Annotated in this window: 19 protein-coding genes and 1 tRNA gene; 13 read left to right on the top strand and 7 right to left on the bottom strand. The window is 74.9% G+C overall.

What is annotated here, in order from left to right; all coding sequences use genetic code 11:
• Position 1: 1 nt before the first annotated feature.
• From ECOMGDLI_RS06410 to ECOMGDLI_RS06395, 4 genes are read right to left on the bottom strand one after another with little or no spacing between them, the layout of a single operon-like run.
• Positions 2 to 1687, bottom strand: coding sequence for an urease subunit alpha (locus ECOMGDLI_RS06410; RefSeq protein ID WP_088315320.1), 1686 nt, complete (start codon positions 1685 to 1687; stop codon positions 2 to 4).
• A gap of 5 nt (positions 1688 to 1692) precedes the next feature.
• Positions 1693 to 2415: an urease subunit gamma gene (ureA, locus tag ECOMGDLI_RS06405; protein WP_088315234.1), complete on the bottom strand. Its 723-nt coding sequence runs from the start codon at positions 2413 to 2415 to the stop codon at positions 1693 to 1695.
• Positions 2416 to 2431: 16 nt separating this feature from the next.
• Positions 2432 to 4114 carry an amidohydrolase gene (locus ECOMGDLI_RS06400; RefSeq protein WP_088315232.1) on the bottom strand — a complete coding sequence of 561 codons (1683 nt, stop codon included), beginning with the start codon at positions 4112 to 4114 and terminating at the stop codon, positions 2432 to 2434.
• Complete coding sequence (locus tag ECOMGDLI_RS06395; protein ID WP_198954606.1) at positions 4104 to 5570, bottom strand: cytosine permease; 1467 nt, start codon at positions 5568 to 5570, stop codon at positions 4104 to 4106. The genes ECOMGDLI_RS06400 and ECOMGDLI_RS06395 overlap by 11 nt, the downstream gene beginning before the upstream one ends.
• A 120-nt stretch (positions 5571 to 5690) precedes the next feature.
• On the opposite strand from ECOMGDLI_RS06395, the gene ECOMGDLI_RS06390 reads away from it, so the two are divergent.
• A complete protein-coding gene (locus ECOMGDLI_RS06390; protein WP_088315230.1) occupies positions 5691 to 6401 on the top strand; it encodes a TetR/AcrR family transcriptional regulator in 711 nt (236 codons plus the stop codon).
• On the opposite strand, the gene ECOMGDLI_RS06385 is transcribed toward ECOMGDLI_RS06390, so the two are convergent.
• Entirely contained in the window at positions 6376 to 6918 is a 543-nt protein-coding gene (locus ECOMGDLI_RS06385) for an OsmC family protein (protein ID WP_233153338.1), read from the bottom strand. The two genes, ECOMGDLI_RS06390 and ECOMGDLI_RS06385, sit on opposite strands and share 26 nt — an antisense overlap.
• 97 nt (positions 6919 to 7015) lie before the next feature.
• On the opposite strand from ECOMGDLI_RS06385, the gene ECOMGDLI_RS06380 reads away from it, so the two are divergent.
• Complete coding sequence (locus ECOMGDLI_RS06380) at positions 7016 to 7762, top strand: histidine phosphatase family protein (protein WP_158220918.1); 747 nt, start codon at positions 7016 to 7018, stop codon at positions 7760 to 7762.
• Between the two features lie 15 nt (positions 7763 to 7777).
• On the opposite strand, the gene ECOMGDLI_RS06375 is transcribed toward ECOMGDLI_RS06380, so the two are convergent.
• Positions 7778 to 8716, bottom strand: coding sequence for a hypothetical protein (locus tag ECOMGDLI_RS06375; protein WP_088315226.1), 939 nt, complete (start codon positions 8714 to 8716; stop codon positions 7778 to 7780).
• Positions 8717 to 8812: 96 nt separating this feature from the next.
• Between ECOMGDLI_RS06375 and ECOMGDLI_RS06370 the strand changes: the two genes are divergently transcribed.
• The 7 genes from ECOMGDLI_RS06370 (at position 8813) to ECOMGDLI_RS06340 (ending at position 13891) form a co-directional block, all read left to right on the top strand.
• Positions 8813 to 9277, top strand: a complete 465-nt coding sequence (locus ECOMGDLI_RS06370) for a peroxiredoxin (RefSeq protein ID WP_088315224.1) — start codon at positions 8813 to 8815, stop codon at positions 9275 to 9277.
• 85 nt (positions 9278 to 9362) lie between these two features.
• Positions 9363 to 9435: transfer RNA gene (locus tag ECOMGDLI_RS06365), tRNA-Val, on the top strand.
• A gap of 166 nt (positions 9436 to 9601) precedes the next feature.
• Positions 9602 to 10780: a Nif3-like dinuclear metal center hexameric protein gene (locus ECOMGDLI_RS06360; protein ID WP_233153337.1), complete on the top strand. Its 1179-nt coding sequence runs from the start codon at positions 9602 to 9604 to the stop codon at positions 10778 to 10780.
• Entirely contained in the window at positions 10749 to 11054 is a 306-nt protein-coding gene (locus ECOMGDLI_RS06355; protein WP_088315220.1) for a hypothetical protein, read from the top strand. The genes ECOMGDLI_RS06360 and ECOMGDLI_RS06355 overlap by 32 nt, the downstream gene beginning before the upstream one ends.
• A gap of 110 nt (positions 11055 to 11164) precedes the next feature.
• Positions 11165 to 11905: a C4-type zinc ribbon domain-containing protein gene (locus ECOMGDLI_RS06350; protein ID WP_088315315.1), complete on the top strand. Its 741-nt coding sequence runs from the start codon at positions 11165 to 11167 to the stop codon at positions 11903 to 11905.
• Positions 11902 to 12639 (top strand): histidine phosphatase family protein, encoded by a 738-nt coding sequence (locus ECOMGDLI_RS06345; RefSeq protein WP_158220917.1) that lies wholly within the window; start codon positions 11902 to 11904, stop codon positions 12637 to 12639. Before ECOMGDLI_RS06350 ends, ECOMGDLI_RS06345 begins: the two co-directional genes overlap by 4 nt.
• Positions 12640 to 12643: 4 nt before the next feature.
• Positions 12644 to 13891, top strand: coding sequence for a mannosyltransferase family protein (locus tag ECOMGDLI_RS06340; RefSeq protein WP_088315215.1), 1248 nt, complete (start codon positions 12644 to 12646; stop codon positions 13889 to 13891).
• Between the two features lie 6 nt (positions 13892 to 13897).
• On the opposite strand, the gene gabT is transcribed toward ECOMGDLI_RS06340, so the two are convergent.
• A complete protein-coding gene (gene gabT, locus ECOMGDLI_RS06335; RefSeq protein ID WP_088315213.1) occupies positions 13898 to 15262 on the bottom strand; it encodes a 4-aminobutyrate--2-oxoglutarate transaminase in 1365 nt (454 codons plus the stop codon).
• A gap of 130 nt (positions 15263 to 15392) precedes the next feature.
• On the opposite strand from gabT, the gene ECOMGDLI_RS06330 reads away from it, so the two are divergent.
• The 4 genes from ECOMGDLI_RS06330 (at position 15393) to ECOMGDLI_RS06315 (ending at position 20211) form a co-directional block, all read left to right on the top strand.
• Positions 15393 to 16895, top strand: a complete 1503-nt coding sequence (locus ECOMGDLI_RS06330; RefSeq protein ID WP_088315211.1) for a PucR family transcriptional regulator — start codon at positions 15393 to 15395, stop codon at positions 16893 to 16895.
• Positions 16896 to 16939: 44 nt separating this feature from the next.
• The gene (locus ECOMGDLI_RS06325) at positions 16940 to 17353 is read left to right on the top strand and encodes a rhodanese-like domain-containing protein (protein ID WP_088315209.1); all 414 of its coding nucleotides are present in this window, start codon (positions 16940 to 16942) and stop codon (positions 17351 to 17353) included.
• Positions 17350 to 18612, top strand: a complete 1263-nt coding sequence (locus tag ECOMGDLI_RS06320) for an O-succinylhomoserine sulfhydrylase (protein WP_088315207.1) — start codon at positions 17350 to 17352, stop codon at positions 18610 to 18612. Before ECOMGDLI_RS06325 ends, ECOMGDLI_RS06320 begins: the two co-directional genes overlap by 4 nt.
• Before the next feature lie 249 nt (positions 18613 to 18861).
• Positions 18862 to 20211, top strand: a complete 1350-nt coding sequence (locus tag ECOMGDLI_RS06315) for an ammonium transporter (RefSeq protein WP_088315205.1) — start codon at positions 18862 to 18864, stop codon at positions 20209 to 20211.
• The last annotated feature ends 55 nt before the right edge of the window (positions 20212 to 20266 follow it).

Here is a 20266-nt window from a genome sequence, read left to right as displayed (position 1 = left end):
GTCAGATCAGGTAGAGCCGGGCGAGGCTGACCCGGTCCTGGGCGGCGGAGGTCACGACCTCGCCGTCGAGGCGCACCCGGGCCGTCCCGGGGTCGACGGTCACGGTGCCGGTGCGGCCGTGGTGCGCCATGTCCGCCAGCCCGACGTCGCGGCAGCCGCGGACGGCGACCCGGCGGCGGCGGGTCGGCAGCCGGTCCTCGCCGGCGTCCGCGCAGGCCTGCGAGACGAAGAGCACCGACAGGTCGGCCGCTGCGCCGCCGTGCCCGCCGAACTGCGGGCCGAGGACGAGCGGCTCGGCGGCGTCGATCGTCGCGTTCGGGTCGCCGGTGACGCCCCACGCCGGCACTCCGGCCTTGAGGACGACCTGCGGCTTGACCCCGAAGAACGCCGGGTGCCACAGCACGACGTCCGCGAGCCGCCCGGGCGCGAGCGACCCGACCTCGTGCGCGAAGCCGTGCGCGAGCGCCGGGTTGAGCGTCAGCTTGGCGAGGTACCGCAGCACCCGCGCGTTGTCGTGCCGGCCGTCCGCGGGGTCGCCGTCGAGGGGGCCGAACTGGGCCTTCATCGCACCCGCGAGGGCGAAGGTGCGGGCCCACGTCTCGCCGGCGCGGCCCATGCCCTGGGCGTCGGACGACGTGATCGGGACGACACCGAGGTCGTGGAGGACGCCCTCGGCGGCCATCGTCGCGGCCCGCACCCGGTCCTGGGCCAGCGCCTCCTCGCCCGGCAGGTCGGTGCGCAGGCCGTGCGCGGAGACGATCATCGCGTAGTGCTCGGCGGTCGCGTCGCGGCCGAACGGCAGGGTCGGGTTCGTGCTCGACCCGATGACGTTGGGCACCCCGGCGAGCGACAGGACGTCGTGGTGCCCGCCGCCGCAGCCCTCGACGTGGAACGCGTGGACGGCGCGGCCGGCGACGACGGCGAGGGTGTCCGCGACGCTCATCGCCTCGTTCAGGCCGTCGGTGTGCAGCGCCACCTGGACGTCGTGCTCGTCGGCGACGCGCAGCGCGGTGTCGAGCGCCCGGTGGTGGGCGCCGGTGTCCTCGTGCACCTTGAAGCCGCAGACCCCCGCCCTCACGAGGGCCTCGACGAGCGGCTCCGGCCGCGACGAGGAGCCGCGGCCGAGCCAACCGACGTTGACCGGCCACGCGTCGAAGGCGGCGATCCCGGCCCGGACGCCGAACGCGTCGTTGACCCCGACGCCCCACATCGGGCCGTACTCCTGGCCGAGCACCGTCGTCATCCCCGACGACAGCTCGGCCTCCATGACGCGCGGGGAGAGCATGTGGACGTGGGTGTCGATGCCGCCCGGTGTGGCGATCAGCCCTTCGCCGTTGACGATGCCGGTCCCGGTGCCGACGACGACGTCCACGCCGTCGAGGGTGTCCGGGTTGCCGGCCCGGCCGACGGCGACGACCCGGCCGTCGCGGACGCCGATCGACGTCTTGCGGATGCCGAGCACCGGGTCGAGGAGCAGGCAGCCGGTGACGACGAGGTCGCACGACCCGGACGGCGGCACGGCCTGCAGGTGCATCCCGTCCCGGGCGGTCTTGCCGTAGCCGATGAGCAGCTCGTCGCCGCGACGGGCGTCGTCGACCGGGACCTCGACGACGAGGCCGGTGTCGCCGAGACGGACCCGGTCGCCCGCCGTCGGGCCGTAGACCCCGGCGTACGTGGCGCGGTCCATGCCGGTCACCGGACCTCCCCGTCCGGAGCGTCAGGGCCGCCGGCCCCGAGGTAGCCGAACGCCCGCGCCCGCCCCAGGGCGGCCTCGCGGGCCCCGTCGGCGTCGAGCGGGCCGTCGACGAGCCCGGCGAACCCGACGGCGACCCGGGCGCCGCCGACCGGCACGAGCGCCACGGTCGTCGGTACCCCCGGGTCGAACCGGACGGCGGACCCGGCCGGGACGGCGAGCCGGCGGCCGTACGCGGCCGCCCGGTCGAAGCGCAGCCGCGGGTTGGCCTCGAAGAAGTGCCAGTGCGAGGTCACCGTGACAGGCAGCGTCGCGGTGTTCGTGACGACGACCTCGACGGCGTCGTGACCCGTTGCGGGAGAAACGGTCTCGTCGGTGCCGGGCAGGACCGCCCCGGGTGCGGCGGCCCCCAGGTGCCCGCCGCCGACCGGGTCCGGGACGACGACGAGCCGGGTGCCGTCGTCGAAGACGGCCTCGACCCGCACCTCGGTGACGACGTCCGCGACCCCCGGCAGGACGTCGTCCGGCCCGAGCAGCGCGCGGGCGGCCTCGACCGCCTCCGTGAGCCGGAGCCCGTCGCGGGCCGCCTCGACGGCGGCGTCCGCGACGAGCGCGACCGTCTCGGGCACGTTGAGCCGCAGCCCCCGCCCGCGCCGCCGCCGCGCCTGGGCGGCGGCGGTCGCGAGCAGCAGCCGGTCGCGCTCGGCGGGTGTCAGCCTCATGCGCCCATCGAAGCGGTCACTGCGCCGTCGCGGAGTGCACGACGCGCCCGGCGGCCACGGTGAGCGTCACCGAGGCGTCGGCCACGGGGACGTAGCCGTTGCGGGAGAACGACTCCGCGAAGACGTCGGTGTCGAGCACCGCGAGGTCCGCCCGGGCACCGACCTCGACCCGGCCCGCGTCGTCGTCGTGGTTGACGTACGCCGACCCGGCGGTGAACGCGTCGACGGCGACCCGCAGCGGCAGCTTCTCCGACGGCAGGAAGGCCGGGACGTCGCGCGCCCACGGACCGGCCCGGTTCACCGCGACCTCGATCTGCTCGAGCGGGTCGGCGCTGCTCACCGACCAGTCGCTGCCCATCGCGAGGCGGGCGCCCGCGGCCCGGATGCTCTCGAACGGGTACTGGAAGCCGCCGCGGTCCGGGCCGAGGAACGGCATCGTCAGCTCGTCCATCTGGGCGTCGCTCTGCGCCCAGAGCGCCTGGCAGTTCGCGACGGCGCCGAGCGCCGCGAACCGCGGGACGTCGTCCGGGTGCACGACCTGGACGTGCGCGACGTGGTGCCGCCGGTCGCCCGCCCCGTTGGCCGCCAGCGCGGCCTCGACGGCGTCGAGGCTGTTGCGGACGGCGCGGTCGCCGATCGCGTGCATGTGCACCTGGAAGCCGTGCCGGTCGAGGGTGGTGACCGCCTCGACGAGCAGGTCGTGCTCGACGTACGCGAGCCCGTGGTTGCCCGTGTGCCCGCCGCAGCCGTCGCAGTAGGACTCGAGCAGGGCGCCGGTGTAGTTCTCGAGCACGCCGTCCGTCATGATCTTGACCGTCGTCGGGTGGAAGCCCGGCACCGGGGCACCCGCCCGCGCCGCGACGGCCAGGGCGTGCTCGCGCTGGGCCAGCAGGTCGTCGACCTGCTCCAGGCCGCGGTGCCGGTCCCACCACAGCGACCCGACGACCCGGCCGGTGAGCCGGCCGTCGGCGGCGACGGTCTCGTAGGCGCGCAGGGTGGCGGGGGTGACCCAGGCGTCCTGCCAGCCGGTGATGCCCAGGGCGTGCAGGTGGCGCTGCCCCTCGAGGACCGACGCCACCCACTCCTCGTGGCTCGGCACCGGGACGACGGTGTCGTTGAACGTGTACGCCGCGCCCTCGTGGAGCGTCCCGGTGGGGGAGCCGTCCGGGTCGCGCTCGATCCGCCCGTCGGACGGGTCGGGCGTCACCGCGGTGATGCCGCCGACCTCGAGCGCCCGGCTGTTGACCCAGGCGCCGTGGACGTCCCGGTTGAAGAGGAACACCGGCCGGTCGGGGACGACGGCGTCGAGGTCCTCCTTGCGGGGCGTCCCGCCGGGGAAGAACTCCATCGCCCAGCCGCCGCCGAGGATCCACGGCTCGTCCGGGTTGGCCGCCGCGTACGCCGCGATCGCGTCGAGGTAGGCCTGCTTGCCGTGCAGGTCGTTGAGCCACACCCGCAGGCGGTTGCGGCCGGCGAACGGCGCGTGCACGTGGCTGTCCTGGAAGCCGGGGAGGACGAGTCCGCCGGCCGCGTCGACGACCCGGGTCGCGGGGCCGACGAGGTCGCGGACGGCGTCCGCGGACCCGACGAAGACGATGCGGTCGCCGCGGACGGCGACGGCGTCGGCGGGTGCGCCCCCGGCGCGCGGGGCGTGGACCCGCGCGCCGGTGACGACGAGATCGGCTGTCTCAGTGGACAACGGGGAGGACCCCTTCCTCCTCGACGAGGCGCCGCTCGTGCGCCAGGTCGAGGTCGCGGCACAGGTACATGTAGAGCAGGCCGGCGACGGGCAGGCCGATGAAGATCGAGTAGTCGACCCCGCCCATGGCCGTCGCGAGGAACCCGGTGTACGGCACCGTCACCATGAACGGCGCCATGACGAGGAGCGTGACGAGGTAGGCGACGTTGCCGCGCCACCCCCAGCGGCCGTAGATGCCCCTCGCCTTGAAGATCTCGGCGATGACGTAGTTGCCCTTGCGGACGAAGAAGTAGTCCACGAGGTTGATCGCCGTCCACGGGGTGAATAGGTAGGCGAGGAAGATGAGCACGTTGCCGTAGAACGTGTTGAAGCGGTCGATGCCGACGAACTGGGCGGTGCCCCAGACCGTGACGAACATGACGGCGATCCCGATCGCGCGGACCCGGACCGATGGCGTCACGGGCTTGAACGAGTCCCGGATCGAGATCATCGACATCATGCCGCCGTACTGGTTGATCCCCATGACGGAGAGCAGCCCGAGGAGCAGGGCGAAGACCGCCACCCAGCCGAAGCCGCTCACGAGCCGGTCGCCCGCGCCGCGGAACGCCGCGACCGGGTCGGCGGCGTCGGGCCCGGCGGCGGACATCACGGCCCCGAGCACGAAGACCCAGATCGCCGACAGCCCGCTCGACAGGTAGGTCCACCAGAAGGTCGACCGGACGCCGACGTCCGCCGGCAGGTAGCGCGAGTAGTCCGAGACGTAGGGTGCCCAGCCGAGCTGGAAGCCGGCCACGATGACGAAGACCGTCATGAAGGCGGCGAGCTTGAACTCGCCGAACGCGAACGCGCCGTCCGGGAGCTGGGCGTCGGACAGGGCCGCGACGGTGAGCACGACCATGACGGCCATGAGCGGCCAGTTGAGCCAGCGGTTGACACGGTGGATCCAGTGGTAGCCGTAGAGCGCGATGAGCGCGGCGATCGACGCCGCGAGGAAGTAGCCGACCCCGGTCGGGATCCCGACGAGGGTGTTGAACGCGGCGCCGGAGAGCAGGGCGTCGGAGGTGTTGTAGGCGATGTAGTTGACGAGCGCGAACACCCAGACGGTGACCGCGGCGCCGACGTAGCCGAACTGCGGCCGGGACTGGACGAGCTGCGGGAGCCCGAGCTGGGGGCCCTGCGCGGAGTGGAACGCCATGAAGAACGTGCCGAAGAGCGAGCCGATGACCGTCGCGACGACGGTCCACATGAGCCCCGCGCCGATGCTCAGCGCGGCGACGCCGGTGGCCATCGCGGTGAGGTTGATGTTGCTCACGAACCACAGCGGGCCGAGGTGCGACACCTTGCCGTGCCGCTCGGAGCTGGGGACGTAGTCGATGGACCGGGACTCGAGCCCGATCGGCTGGACGGCCTCGGGCCGGGGCTCGAGGTCGTGCGGGGAGGGGGAGTGAGTCGTCACGGGAGGCCTCCGGGCGTGGACGGTGGGTGGAACGCTGGAGGTGCTGTGATCGAGAGTGTGAGCCTGGTCACGGGCATAGTCAATGGGTCAGACTATGAAGGTCGGAGACGAGGGGGACGCATGGCGAAGACGGAGCCGGGCGCAACGACGGGTGCCCGCACGCGCCGTCCGCGCAACAGCCTCAACCCGGACGCGATCGTCGAGGCGGCCGTCCGGGTCACCGACCGGGACGGCATCGGCGCCCTGACGTTCGAGGCGCTCGGCCGTGAGCTCGGATCGCACCCGACGGCCATCTACCGGCACTTCCGGGACAAGGACGAGCTCGTCCGGGCGCTCGTCGACCGGATCAACGCCGAGGCCCAGCTCGACGGGCTGCCGCAGACCGACGACTGGCAGGCCGACCTGCGCCGGATCGCGGCGGCGATCCACCGCGCCTTCCTCGCGCACCCGGCGGTCGCCCAGCTGGTCCCGGCCCGGACGGCGGCCCGCGAGCACGAGTTCGTCACCGTCGAGTACATCGTCTCGTGCATGCGCCGGGCCGGGCTGCCGGACGAGGAGGCCGCCGCCTGCTACCGGGTCTTCGCCGACTTCGTCCTCGCGTACGCCGGGATGGACGCCGCCCTCGCGGCGCTCGCGCCCTCGACCCGCGAGGCCGAGCTGCTCACGTGGGACGTCGACTACCGGCGGCTGCCGCCCGAGCGGTTCCCGCACGCGGCGGCGACCGCCGAGCACTTCCCGCGCCTCGACGACCCGCGCAACTTCGCGCTCGCCGTCGACCTCATGATCGAGGCGATCGCGGCCCGGGCTACGGCGCGGCGCGCCGCACGGTGAGCGTCATCGGCTCGCGCAGGCTCTGCCCGACGACGCAGTAGCGCTCGGCGACCTTCGCGAGGCGCTCGAGCGCGGCGTCGTCCGCGTCGGTGTCGAGCTCGGCGACGACGGCGACGTCCCGGACGCCGACCGGCACCGCGCGGTCGACGCCGAGGGTGCCGCGCGCGTCGAAGGCGGCGGACGCCGTGAGCGTCGCGGACCGGACGTCGAGGCTCATCGCCGTCGCCACGCTGCGCAGGGTGACGCCGGCGCACGCGAGCAGGGCCTGCAGGAGCATGTCGCCCGAGCAGGCGTCCGTGCCGTCGCCCCCGGTCGTCTCGTGCAGGCCGGCGCGGACCGGTCCGGCGAAGGTGTCGACGGTGCACGTGACGCCCGGGTCCGCGAAGGTCGCCCGGGCGGACAGCGCGCCCAGGGCGGCGTCCGGGTCCTCGCGGTAGCGCTCCTTGAGCGGGGCCTGCGCGGCCCGCAGCGCGTCGGCGTCGTCGATGCGGCGGCCCACGGGGAAGGGTGTCGGCACGGTCGGCTCCTCACGTCGGCGGGCGGCCCGGGCATCGTCGCACCCGTGGCAGGACGGCGCCCGCGGGGCTGTCGGGGCGCCGTGCTTGACTGCAACGGTGCGCCTGATCTTCGTCCGACACGGCCAGTCGTCCAACAACGCCGCCTACGCGGCGTCCGCCGGCGGGGCGGCCGACACCGCCGCCGGGAAGGCCGCCGAGCGGGACGAGCACTCCGGCTGGGCGTACCCGGGGCGGGTGCCCGACCCGCCGCTCACCGCGCTCGGGCTGCGGCAGGCCGAGGCGCTCGGCGGTGCGCTGCGGCTCGGCCGGGCCCCGTTCCGGCCGACCCATCTCTACTCGAGCCTGACGACCCGGGCCGCGCAGACCGCCCGCCCGCTCGCCGAGGCGGTCGGGCTGCCCGTCGTCCTGCGGCCCGACCTCCACGAGGTCGGCGGTATCCACCACTACGACCCGGTGACCCGGACCCGGCAGCCGCGCGAGGGGGCCACCCTCGCGGCGCTGCAGGCGGTCTGCCCGCCGGCCGTGCCCGGGCCGGGCGTCGACCCGGTCGTGCCGTGGGCCGGCGGGTTCGAGGGGGACGACGCGCTCGCGCTGCCGCGGGCCCGCGCGCTCCTGACCGACCTGCGGGCCGCGCACGGTCCGGACGACGTCGTCACGCTCGTCACCCACCAGTACTTCAGCCAGTTCCTCATCGCCGTCCTCATCGGCCTGGAGAGCCCGCCGTGGCAGCGGTTCCGGGTCGACAACACCGCGCACGTCGCCGTCCGGCTCGAGGGCGGCGCGGTGTCGGTCGACTGGGTCAACCGCGGCGACCACCTCGCGGCGGCGGACGTCACGAACTGAGCCGGTCCGCGCGGCTCAGCGCCCGGAGAGCACCCCGAACCGGGAGAAGGCCTGACCGGTCCGGGCGACGGCACGGGCCGCCGCCTGCAGCGCGCCGCCGCCCGGGAGCGACTGGACGGCGTCGAGCGCGGGCACCACGGCGAGCAGGCCGGGCACGTCGCGCAGCCGCAGCCGACGACCCAGGAGCATCGGGACCGGCTGCCGGCGCCCGCTCGCGGCGTCGAGGACGTCGGCCGCGGTGCCCTCGACCGTCGGCCACCCGGTGTCGGTGAGGCCGCTGCCCCCGAGCCGGACCGTCGTCCAGCTGCCCTCGGCGTCCGTGGCCGTCGCCCAGGCGGTGTCCGGCGTGCGGACGAGGAAGGTCACCTCGAGGCCCTGGCGGGCGGCGAGCCCGGCCGTCACGTCGACGAGGGCGCCGATCGCGGCGTCCGTGACGGCCGGCGGGACGTCGCCCGGCGGCGCGACGTCGAGGACGCCCACCGCGAGGTCGTACGTCGCGGCCGCGAGCACGCACGTCAGGGGGAGCGGCCCGACGGCCGACTCGGTCGTCTCGCGGCCGAGCGTCACGGCGTCGGGGGAGCGCAGGAAGTCCACCACCGCCGCGCCGGCGCGGCGCAGCGCCGCCGCGACCTCGGCGTTGTCGGCGTCGTGGTGGGCGGCGACGACGAGCGCGGACCGGCCGGCGGCGTCGTCCACCTCGTGGACCCGGTCGGCCCGGACGTCGGCGACGAGCGAGACGAACCGTCGGTGCTCCTCCCACGACCCCAGCGGGACGAGCACCTCGCGGACCGTGCGGCCGGTGAGCCGGGACGGCAGGTCCAGCGGGAGCTGCTCGGCGACCTCGGCGGCGGCGGACCAGGCGTCCCCGAGCAGGTCGGCGACGTCGTCCGGGTCGGCCGTCGCGAGGCCGCGGTCGCCGACGTCGGGAAGCAGCGGGGGGCGTGTGCCTGACACACTGGCATCCTGCCGTGTCCGGGCACCCGCTCGTGCACGCACCCGTCCCAGGACGCCGCCCCGCGGCGTCCGCCCGCGTCCACAGGAAGGTCAGGTATGGCCCTCGAGGTCGGAACCCCGGCGCCGGACTTCGCGCTGCCGGACCAGAACGGCGAGACCGTCAGGCTCTCGGACTTCCGCGGCGAGTCGAACGTCGTCCTCGTCTTCTACCCGTTCGCGTTCTCCGGGATCTGCACCGGCGAGCTGTGCGAGATCCGGGACAACATCTCGGTGTTCGCCGACGAGGACGTCCAGGTCATCGGCATCTCGTGCGACCCCAAGTGGAGCCTCAAGGCGTTCGCGGAGGCGGAGAAGTACGACTTCCCGCTGCTGTCGGACTTCTGGCCGCACGGTGCCGTCGCCCAGCAGTACGGCGTCTTCAACGACCAGATCGGGTTCTCGATCCGGGGCTCGTTCCTCGTCGACACCGAGGGCACGCTGCGCTGGCAGGTCGTCAACGGCCCCGGCGAGGCCCGGCCGCTGTCGGCCTACCAGGAGGCGCTCGCGGCCCTCAAGGCCTGAGCATCTCGTCTAGCCTGCCTTCTCCACGGATCCACCACGTTCCACCGGGCGGGGGCCTGGTCCCGGACCAGCCCCCGCCCGAGCAGGGCCTGTAGCTCAGCTGGTAGAGCACCGCGCTTACACCGCGGACGTCGTCGGTTCGAACCCGGCCGGGCCCACCGCCGGTCGCCTCCGCGGAGGTGATCACAAAATGACTACAATCGGGGCAAGACGGTGACGTTCGGTCACTCGGCGGGCGATCTTGACTCCGATTCGTAACGGCTTGGTTGCAGCGTGTGGGCAAAAAGCCTCCGACCAGGCTCCGGCCTGGGTAGGGTGCGGCGCGTGACCAACGAACTACAGCCTGCGACTCTGGCCCAGGTCGTCGACGTCCTCGACCGGATGTACGACCCGTCGTGGGCGCGCGACTGGGACGCCGTCGGACTCGTCTGCGGCGACCCGTCGGCCCCCGTCCGCCGGGTGCTCCTCGCCGTCGACCCGGTGCAGACCGTCGTCGACGAGGCGCTCGCCTGGCACGCGGACCTCGTCATCACCCACCACCCCCTGCTCCTCAAGGGGGTGCACGGGGTGCCGTCGACGACCGCCAAGGGGCGGATCGTCCACCGGCTCATCCGCGGCGGGTGCGGCCTCTACACGGCGCACACCAACGCGGACGCCGCGGCGCCCGGTGTCTCCGACGCGCTGGCCCGGGTGCTCGGTCTGACCGACCTCGAGCCGCTGTCGGCCGACCCGGGCAACCCGGTCGACAAGATCGTGACGTTCGTGCCGGCCGAGGCCGTCGAGGCCGTCGTCGACGCGATGTCCAAGGCGGGCGCCGGGCACGTCGGCGAGTACGCGCGGTGCGCCTTCACGGCGGCCGGCACGGGCACCTTCGTGCCCGGTGCGCTCGCCTCCCCGGTCGTCGGCCGGGTCGGGGAGCGGACCGACGTCGTCGAGCAGCGCGTCGAGATGGTCTCCTCGCGGGCCCTGCGCGGCCAGGTCATCGCCGCGCTGCGTGCCGTCCACCCGTACGAGCAGCCCGCGGTCGACGTCTACGAGCTCGCCGCGTGGTCGAGCCCGCGGGGCATCGGCCGGGTCGGCAGCCTCGCGTCGCCGACGACGCTGCGCGAGTTCGCGATGCTCGTCGCCGAGGCGCTCCCGGCGGCCGTGCAGGGCGTCCGGATCGCCGGCGACCCGTCGGCCGAGGTCTCCCGGGTCGCCGTCTGCGGCGGCTCCGGCGACGACCTCCTCGACGCCGCGCGGGCCGCGGGCGCCGACGTCTTCGTCACCTCCGACCTGCGCCACCACCCCGTGAGCGAGCTGCGCGAGGAGGCCGACGAGTTCGGCCCGTTCCTCGTGGACGTCGCGCACTGGGCCAGCGAGTGGCCCTGGCTCGCGGGCGTCGCGAACCGGCTCGAGGGCGTCCTCGAGGCGGCCGGGACCCCGGTCGAGGTGCACGTCTCCCAGCGTTCCACCGACCCCTGGAGCTTCCGTGTGCCGAGTCCCGGCAGCGTCGTCCGCTGACGACCGCGGGCCGGCGGGCCGGGCCTTCGGGCCCGCCGCCGCCGACCTGCGGCCGGTCCCCGCGCAGTGGTCCGGTCCGGCCACCCCGACGAACGCCGTCCTCGCCGCGACGCGCGGCTGGGTGCTGCGCGGCGCCGTCCCGGTGCGGCGCCCCGTCGTCCGGCCGCGGCCCGCGGCGGACGGCGACCCCGCCGGCCTGCCCGTGCTGGGCCCCGTCGCACAGCCGGTCGCACAGCCGGTCGCACAGCCGGCCGCGCACCCCGCCGCCCGCTGACACCGCGCCGCGGGCGGGGCCGGGTCGCGTAGGGTGCGGCGTGCCGGTGCACGGTGCCCTCCGGGGCGCGCGAGGCACCGGAAGGCGAACGTGACGGAGGTACGACCGTGGTGACCGCGGCGCCCCAGGACCAGTGGCGGCTCCTCGACGTCCAGGCGCACGACACGCGCCTGGCGCAGATCGCGCACCGCCGTCGGACCCTGCCCGAGCTCGCCGAGATCGAGCGGGTCGACGGCCGGCTCAAGCTCGTCGCCGACGACCTCGTCGCGGCCCGCACGGTCGCCTCCGACATCGAGCGCGAGCTGAAGAAGGCCGAGGCGGACGTCGAGCAGGTGCGGCAGCGGGCCGCCCGCGACCAGGCTCGCCTCGACAGCGGCCAGGGCACGTCGAAGGACCTCACGGCCCTCCAGCACGAGATCGCCTCGCTCGCCGAGCGCCAGTCCGTGCTGGAGGACGTCGAGCTCGAGGTCATGGAGCGGCTCGAGGCCGCGCAGGTCCGGATCGCCGAGGTCGAGGCCGAGCAGGAGCGCCTCAGCACCGAGCTCGCCGGCTTCACCGCCGCCCGGGACGCCGCGTTCGCCGAGCTCGACGCCGAGGCGCAGCGGGAGTCGGCCGACCGGGTCAACGCCGCCGCCGGTGTGCCGGCCGACCTCCTCGCGCTCTACGAGAAGATCCGCGAGCAGGTCGGCGGGGCCGGGGCCGCCAAGCTCCACCAGCGCCGCTGCGAGGGATGCCGGCTCGAGCTGAACAACTCCGAGATCGGCCGGTTCCGGTCGGCGCCGGACACCGAGGTGCTGCGCTGCGAGGAGTGCCGGCGCATCCTCGTCCGCACGGCCGACTCCGGGCTGTGAGCGACGGCGCCGCCGCGCCGACGACGTCCTACGGCTCGGTCCGGGCCCCGCGCCGCGACGGCGACCCGGGCGCCCCGACGACGCTCCTCGTCGCCCGGCACGGCCGGACCCCGAACACCGAGGCCGGCCGGTTCGCCGGCCGCGACGGCGAGGACCCGGTGCTCTCCGCGCTCGGCGAGCAGGACGCCGCCCGGCTCGGTGCGGTGGTCGCCGCGTTGGGCGGGCCCGGTGCCGTCCTGCCCGACGTGCCGCGCCCGACGTCGGTCGTCGCCTCGCCGATGCGCCGCACCCGGCAGACGGCACAGCTCGCGGCCGCCGCGCTGGGCCTGGGCCCGGACGACGTGACGCCCGACGAGGACTGGGTCGAGGCGTCCTTCGGCAGCTGGGAGAACCTCACGTACGGCGAGATCGCGCAGCGGTTCCCGCAGGACCTCGCCGCCTGGCAGGGCTCGATGACCGCCGCCCCGCACGGCGGGGACGCGCTGACCGACGTCATGGCACGGGTCCGCGACGCGCGGCGGCGGCTCGTCGAGCAGCACCCGGGGGAGTGCGTGCTCGTCGTGACCCATGCGACGTGCGTGCGGGCCGTCGTCCACGAGGCGCTCGCGTGCGGCGACGAGGGGATGTGGCGCACCCGGGTCACCCCGGCTGCGCTCACCGTCGTGCGGTACTGGCAGGACGGCGGCGTCGAGGTGGCCGCCGTCAACGCGACGGCGCACCTCGCCGGGGCCTGAGCCGATGCGACGTCGTCCCGACGGGCTCACGCCCGGCGCCCTGCGCGACTCCCTGCGCCGCACCGGGGCGGGGACCCGCGAGGCGCTCACGCTCTGGCTCGCGACCCGGGCCGCGCTCGTCGCGTTCTCGCTGCTCGCGACGTGGCTCCTCGGGTTGTCCGACGCGGCCCGCGGCCGGGTCGGCGGCACCCCGCTCACCGGGTCGACGGCCTGGGTGCTCGAGCGCTTCACGTGGTGGGACTCGTTCCACTTCCTGCGGATCGCCGACCTCGGCTACTTGCCGCCCGGCCTGCCGTGCTGCGACCAGGCCTTCCTGCCCGGGTACCCCATCTCGATCGCCGCGGTCGCCCCGCTGCTCGGCGGTGACCTGGCGCTCGCCGGGTTCGTCGTCTCCGTCGTCGCGAGCGCGGCGGCCGCCGTCGGGCTGTGGCACCTTGCGGAGCGGGTCGCCGGCGCGGGCGCCGGCCGGGCGGCGGTGCTGCTGCTGGCCGCCATGCCGTACGGGTTCTTCCTCACCGCGGTCTACAGCGAGGCGCTGTTCCTCGGGCTCGCGCTGGCCGCCTGGCTCGCCGGCCTGCGCCGGCACTGGTGGCTCGCGGGGTCGCTCGCGGCGCTGTCGACCGCCGTCCGGATCAACGGGCTGTTCCTCGCGCTCGGCCTGGCGGTCATGCTCCTCGTGCAGCTGCGGCAGGACGGCGCGTGGCCGTTCCGGGGCGCCGGCGCGGCCGCGGGCGATCGCCGCGGGTGGCCGGGGACGCTGCGGCAGGCGCTGCCGCTCGGGCTGCCGGCCCTGACCTACCTGGCCTGGACGCTCTACCTGTGGTGGCGCACCGGCTCACCGAACGCCTGGCAGGAGGCGCAGCGGCTCGGCTGGGACCGGCACGTCGCCCCGCCCTGGACCGGGCTCGGCGAGGGCGTCAGCAGCCTGCTCGCCGCCCGCGCGCCGAACATCGTCGTGAGCCGCTTCGCTGACCTGCTCCTCGCCGTCCTCGGGATCGTGGTCGTCGTCGTCCTGCTGCGGCTCCGGCGCTGGGCCGAGGCGGCCTACATGCTGCCGAGCGTCGCCGTGCTCGTCTGCTCGACGACGCTCATCTCGACGCCGCGGTACGCCGTCCTGTGGTTCCCGGCGTTCCTGCTGCTCGCCGGGGCCGCGCGGACGCGGCCCCGGCTCGTCCCCGCGCTCGCGCTGCTCGGCGTCCCGTGGCTGGCCCTCGTCGCGCTGTCGTTCAGCGCGCACCTGTGGACGGCGTAGCCAGGCTCAGCCCGCGAACGCGCCCTCGAGGATGTCGAGGCCCTCGCGGAGCAGGTCCTCGCCGATGACGAGCGGCGGCAGGAAGCGCAGGACGTTGCCGTAGGTGCCGCACGTCAGCGTGACGAGGCCGGCCTGGTGGCAGGCGGCGCTGACGCGCGAGGTCTCCGCGGCGTCCGGGTCGGTGGTGCCGGGCTTGACGATCTCGACGGCGATCATCGCGCCGCGGCCGCGCACCTCGCCGATCTGCGGGAAGCGCGCCTGCAGCTCGGTGAGACGGGCGACCATGATGTTCTCGATGAGCCGGGCCCGGGCCGCGAGGTCGTGCTGCTCGATCGTCGCGATGGCGCCCAGCGCCGCCGCGCACGCGACGGGGTTGCCGCCGTACGTGCCGCCGAGGCCGCCGCCGTGCACGGAGTCCATGATCTCGGCGCGGCCGGTGACGGCGGCGAGCGGGAGGCCGCCGGCGATGCCCTTGGCGGTCGTCATGAGGTCCGGGACGACACCCTCGTGGTTCACCGCGAACATGTCGCCGGTGCGGGCGAAGCCGGTCTGGATCTCGTCGGCGATGAACACGACGCCGTTCGCGGTGCACCACTCGGCGATCGCCGGGAGGAAGCCCTCGGCCGGGACGACGAAGCCGCCCTCGCCCTGGATCGGCTCGATGACGACGCACGCGACGCGGTCGGCGCCGACCTGCTTCTCGATGACCGAGATCGCGCGCATCGCGGCCTCGGTGCCCTTGATCGAGGCCGGCTCGTGGAACGGGTACGACATCGGCGCGCGGTAGACCTCGCCCGCGAACGGGCCGAAGCCGTCCTTGTACGGCATGTTCTTCGCCGTCATGGCCATCGTGAGGTTCGTGCGGCCGTGGTAGGCGTGGTCGAAGACGACGACCGCGTCGCGACCGGTGTACCGGCGGGCGATCTTCACGGCGTTCTCGACGGCCTCGGCGCCGGAGTTGAACAGCGCCGAGCGCTTGTCGTGGTCGCCGGGGGTGAGCCGGTTCAGCGCCTCGCAGACCTCGACGTAGCCCTCGTACGGCGTGACCATGAAGCAGGTGTGGGTGAACTGCGCGACCTGGTCCTGCACCCGGGAGACGACCTCGGGGGCGGCGTTGCCGACGTTGACGACGGCGATGCCCGAGCCGAAGTCGATGAGCTGGTTGCCGTCGACGTCGACGAGGATGCCGCCGCCCGCCTTCGTCACGTAGACGGGCAGCGTGGTGCCGATGCCGGCGGCGACGGCCGCGGTCTTGCGGGCGTGCAGAGCCTGGGAGAGCGGGCCCGGCAGATCGGTCACGAGGACCCTGCGCTGCTCGACGCCGCCGGCGCCGCCGAGGGTCTCGAGGTCCGGGTGCAGGGTGTCCGTCATCGCTGCTCCAGCGTCGTCGTGGGTGTTCCCTCCACGCTAGGGGGCGCAGGCCTCCGCCGCCGCTCTCCCGGGCGGCGAAACACCCGGTGGCGGCTCGCCCGGGCGTACATCGAGCGGGCACCATGGGCCCATGACGACGCTGCGCCGGCTGCTCGCCGCCCCGGGACTCGGACTCCGCGTCGTCGCCGGGGCCGGCTCCGACGCCGCCCTCGACCGGGCGGTCACCTGGGTGGCCGTCTCCGAGCTCCCCGACCCGACGCCGTACCTCGAGGGCGGCGAGCTCGTCCTGCTCACCGGCGTCACGGTGCGCTTCGGGAACCAGCACGCGCGCGAGTACGTCGACCGGCTCGTCGCGCGCGACGTCGCCGCGGTCGGGCTCGGCATGGGGGTCTTCCACGAGGAGATGCCGCCCGGCCTGGTCCTCGCCGCGGACGCCGCCGGCCTGCCGCTGCTCGAGGTCGACCGGCCGACGCCCTTCATCGCCGTCGGCAAGGCGCTCGCCGACCTGCTCTCCGCCGAGCAGACCGAGCGCGGACGCCGCCGGGTCGAGTCGATGCGGACCCTCACGTCCGTCCTCGCCGGGGGCGCCGAGCCGTTGTCGGCCGTGCGCCGGCTCGCGAGCCGGCTCGACGGCTGGGTGGCCGTCCTCGACGCCCGCGGGGACGTCGTCCTCGGCGCCGGCCGGCCCGAGCGGCCGGACGCCGCGGCGGGCCTGGCCCGTCAGCTCCGCGGGCGCGGCGGGCACGCGAGCGCCGCGACGTCCGACGAGACCGGGCGCACCGTCGTCCTGCCGCTCGGGCTCGGCGACCGCGCCCACGGCTACCTCGCCGTGTCGACGCCGCCCGGCGCCGAGCCGGACCACAGCCTCGTCGCGTTCGCGGCGTCCCTGCTCACCCTCGACCGCGAGCGGTCCCGGGGCACCCGCCCGGCGCTGCGCTGGGCCCGGGCCGCGCTCCTCGCCGACCGGGTCGGCCGCCCGGTCCCGCCGCCGCCCGCGGTCCTGCTCGGGCCGCTCGCCGGCACCGGCCGGGTCGTCGCCGTCCATGTCACCGAGCCCGCCGACGCCGCCGTCCTCCTCGACGCCCTCGACGACGAGGACCGGGTCGTCGCGCTGCCCGCGGCCGCCGGTGCGACGGGTCCGCGCGGCACCCTGCTCGTGACCGCCGAGCACGACGCGGACGAGGTCCTCGTCGCGCTGGCGGCCGTCGCGGGGCTGCGCGGCGGGGTGAGCCGGCCGACGCCGGTCGAGGCGGTCGCGGACGCCGCCCGTCAGGCGGCCTCGCTGGCCGCGCGGTCGCGGGCCGGCGTGCTCCGTGCCGAGGAGGCGACGCTCTCGCTTCGCGACCTCGTCGACCCCGCCGCGGCGCTCGCCTTCGCGGACGCCCTGCTGCGCCCGCTGCGCGAGGCCGGGCCCGCCGAGGAGGCGCTGCTCGTCGAGGCGCTCGGCACCTGGCTCGTCCGCAACGGCGAGACCGGGACGGCGGCCGAGGCGCTCGGCGTCCACCGGCACACGCTGCGCGAGCGGCTGCGCCGCGCAGGGAAGCTGCTCGGGGCGGACCTCGACGACGCCGCCGTCCGCGCCGACCTGTGGGTCGCGCTCGGGGCGCGCGGCGCCCTGCCCGGGCTGCCGTGAGAGGCTCCTCCTGACACCCCCAGCGCTGCCCGGAGGACCGAGCCATGCCCTACGCGGGCGACCTGAGCCCCACCGACGCCTATCGTCGCGTCGCGGACGGCGACGCCGTCCTCGTCGACGTGCGGACCGCTGCCGAGTGGTCGTACGTGGGGGTCCCGGACCTGTCGGGCATCGGGCGCGAGCTCGTCCGGATCGAGTGGGTCTCGTTCCCGGACGGCGCGCGGAACCCGGCCTTCCTCGAGCAGCTCGAGGCGGAGGGCGTCGGCCAGGACACGCACGTGCTCTTCCTCTGCCGGTCCGGGGTGCGCTCGGTCGCGGCGGCCGAGGCCGCGACCGCCGCGGGCTGGGCGAACGCCTACAACGTCACCGACGGCTTCGAGGGGCCGACCGACGCCGCCGGGCACCGCGGCACGTCGGCGGGCTGGAAGGCCGCGGGCCTGCCCTGGCGGCAGGGGTGAGCGCGCGCGAGGGCGGACGGCTCGGCACCGACGGCCCCCGGCAGGGGCCGACCGCGGCCGAGCTCGCGACCTGGCGGCCGGACACCCTCGCCGTCCGCGGCGGGGTCGCCCGGTCGAGCTTCGACGAGGTCTCCGAGGCGGTCTTCCTCACCCAGGGGTACGTCTACGCCGACGCGGCCCAGGCCGAGGGGGCCTTCGCCGGCGACGTCGACCACTACATGTACTCGCGCTACGGCAACCCGACGATCTCCGTGTTCGAGGAGCGGCTGCGGCTGCTCGAGGGTGCGGACGACTGCTTCGCGACGGCGACCGGCATGGCCGCGGTCTTCAACTCGCTCATCGCGTTCCTCAAGGCCGGTGACCGGGTCGTCGCGGCGCGGGCGCTGTTCGGCTCCTGCTTCGTCATCCTCGACGAGCTGCTCCCGCGGTGGGGGATCACCTGCGACTTCGTCGACGGGCACGACCTCGACCAGTGGGCGCAGGCGCTCTCCACGCCCGCCCAGGCGGTCTTCTTCGAGTCCCCGAGCAACCCGATGCAGGACCTCGTCGACGTCGCCGCCGTCTGCGAGCTCGCGCACGCCGCAGGGGCGAAGGTGGTGGTGGACAACGTCTTCGCGACCCCGCTGCTGCAGAAGCCGCTCGACCTCGGGGCGGACGTCGTCGTCTACTCGGCGACCAAGCACATCGACGGCCAGGGGCGGGTGCTCGGCGGCGCGATCCTCGGCGACCGGGAGTACATCCGCGGCGGGGTCGAGACGCTCATGCGGCACACCGGCCCGTCGATGTCCCCGTTCACCGCGTGGGTGCTCCTCAAGGGCCTGGAGACGATGGGCCTGCGGGTCGACCGCCAGTGCTCGTCCGCGCTGACCGTCGCCGAGCACCTCGACGCCCACCCGCGGGTGCGCTCGGTGCGCTACCCGTTCCTGCCGTCGCACCCGCAGCACGACCTCGCGAAGCGGCAGATGCGGGCCGGCGGCACCGTCGTGACGTTCGACGTCGACCCGGCCGGCCCGGGGGAGGGTGCCGCCAAGGACACCGCGTTCGCCGTCCTCGACGCCCTGCGGATCGTCGACATCTCGAACAACCTCGGCGACGCGAAGTCGCTCGTCACCCACCCCGCGACGACGACGCACCGGCGGATGACCCGCGAGGCCCGCGCGGCCGCCGGGATCACCGACTCGACGGTGCGCGTCTCGGTCGGGCTCGAGGACGTCGCCGACCTCGTCGCCGACCTGGACCAGGCCCTCGGCGCGCTGTGAGAGCACCCGGACGCCCCGGACGGCACGACGACGGTCTGAACAGACTCTGAACAGGTGACGTTGCGTGCAGGCATGATCGACACGTCGTCGCCGAGGTGACCACGCTCGGTGATCATCCTGGCGCGAACGGTCGTTACTGGTCGGTAACATCGTCATTTTCGATGTGATCGCTCCCATCGGGCTCTGAGACTTGACCTCGATCACGCCCCCCGCCCGGGGCGTGACGGGGATCGAGCAGAGGTCCGTCCAATGAGTGTCTTCGTGGCCGCCACCACGGGAACCGGGGGGAGCGTCGACACCGGCGCGACCGCGTGGGTCATCGTCGCCACCGCGCTGGTGATGCTCATGACCCCCGGTGTGGCGTTCTTCTACAGCGGGATGGTCCGCGCCAAGCACGTGCTCGGCATGCTCATGCAGGGCCTCATGGCGATGGCCGCCGTGAGCCTCGTGTGGCTGCTCGTCGGCTACAGCCTCGCGTTCGGCGCGGGCAACGGCCTCGTCGGCGACCTGCGGTTCGCCGGGCTGACGAACATGGACGAGCCGGTGCCCGGCTTCACCGGGGCCGACGCCCTCGTCATCCCGCCGCTGCTCTTCGCGGCGTTCCAGATGATGTTCGCCGTCATCACCCCGGCCCTCGTGACCGGTGCGACCGCCGACCGCTGGCGCTTCCGCTCCTTCACGCTCTTCGTCGTCGTGTGGACGGTGCTCGTCTACGCACCGGTCGCGCACTGGGTCTTCTCGCCGGACGGCTGGGCGGCCCGGCTCGGCGTCCGGGACTTCGCCGGCGGGCTCGTCGTCCACGTGAACGCCGGCGCCGCCGGGCTCGCGATGGCGCTGGTGCTCGGCCGCCGCACCGGCTGGCTCCGGGAGCCGATGCGCCCGCACAACCTGCCGATCGTGCTGCTCGGGGCCTCCCTGCTGTGGTTCGGCTGGTTCGGCTTCAACGGCGGTTCGGCGCTGCGCGCGGACGGCGTCGCCGTCACCGCGATCGTCAACACCCACGTCGCCGCGTGCGCCGCCCTCGCGGCCTGGGTCGGGGTGGAGCGGCTGCGGTACGGCAAGTCGACGACCCTCGGTGCGGCCTCGGGCGCGGTCGCCGGCCTCGTCGCGATCACGCCGGCGGCCGGTTACGTGACCCCGCTGAGCGCGACCGTCGTCGGGCTGCTCGCCGGCGTCGTGTGCGCCTTCGCGGTGTCGCTCAAGCTGTGGTTCCGGCTCGACGACTCCCTCGACGTCGTCGGCGTGCACCTCGTCGGCGGAGCCCTCGGCAGCCTCGCCGTCGGGGTGCTCGCGACGGAGAGCGTGAGCACCCACGCCGGCAACGGCCTCTTCTACGGCGGTGGCTACGACCTCCTGCTGGCGCAGGCGGCCGGGCTCGTCGTCGTGACCACGTACTCCTTCGCCGCGACCTACGGCATCGGCCGGGTCATCGACCGCTTCGTCGGCAACCGCGTGCCGGTCGGCCAGGAGCGCAAGGGCCTCGACCTCGCCGTCCACGGCGAGTCCGCGTACGACCTCGACAGCACCACCACGACGTCCGCCGCACCGGCCGGTGCGGGCAACGACCGGAACGGGGGACCCGTCCATGTCTCGTCCTGAGACCTCTCGTCCTGAGACCTCTCGTCCCGGGACCTCACGTCCCGAGCCCCGCCCG

Source organism: Kineosporia sp. R_H_3 (assembly GCF_002198675.1).
Taxonomy (GTDB): domain Bacteria; phylum Actinomycetota; class Actinomycetes; order Actinomycetales; family Kineosporiaceae; genus R-H-3.
This window is presented reverse-complemented; position numbering and strand designations above follow the sequence as displayed.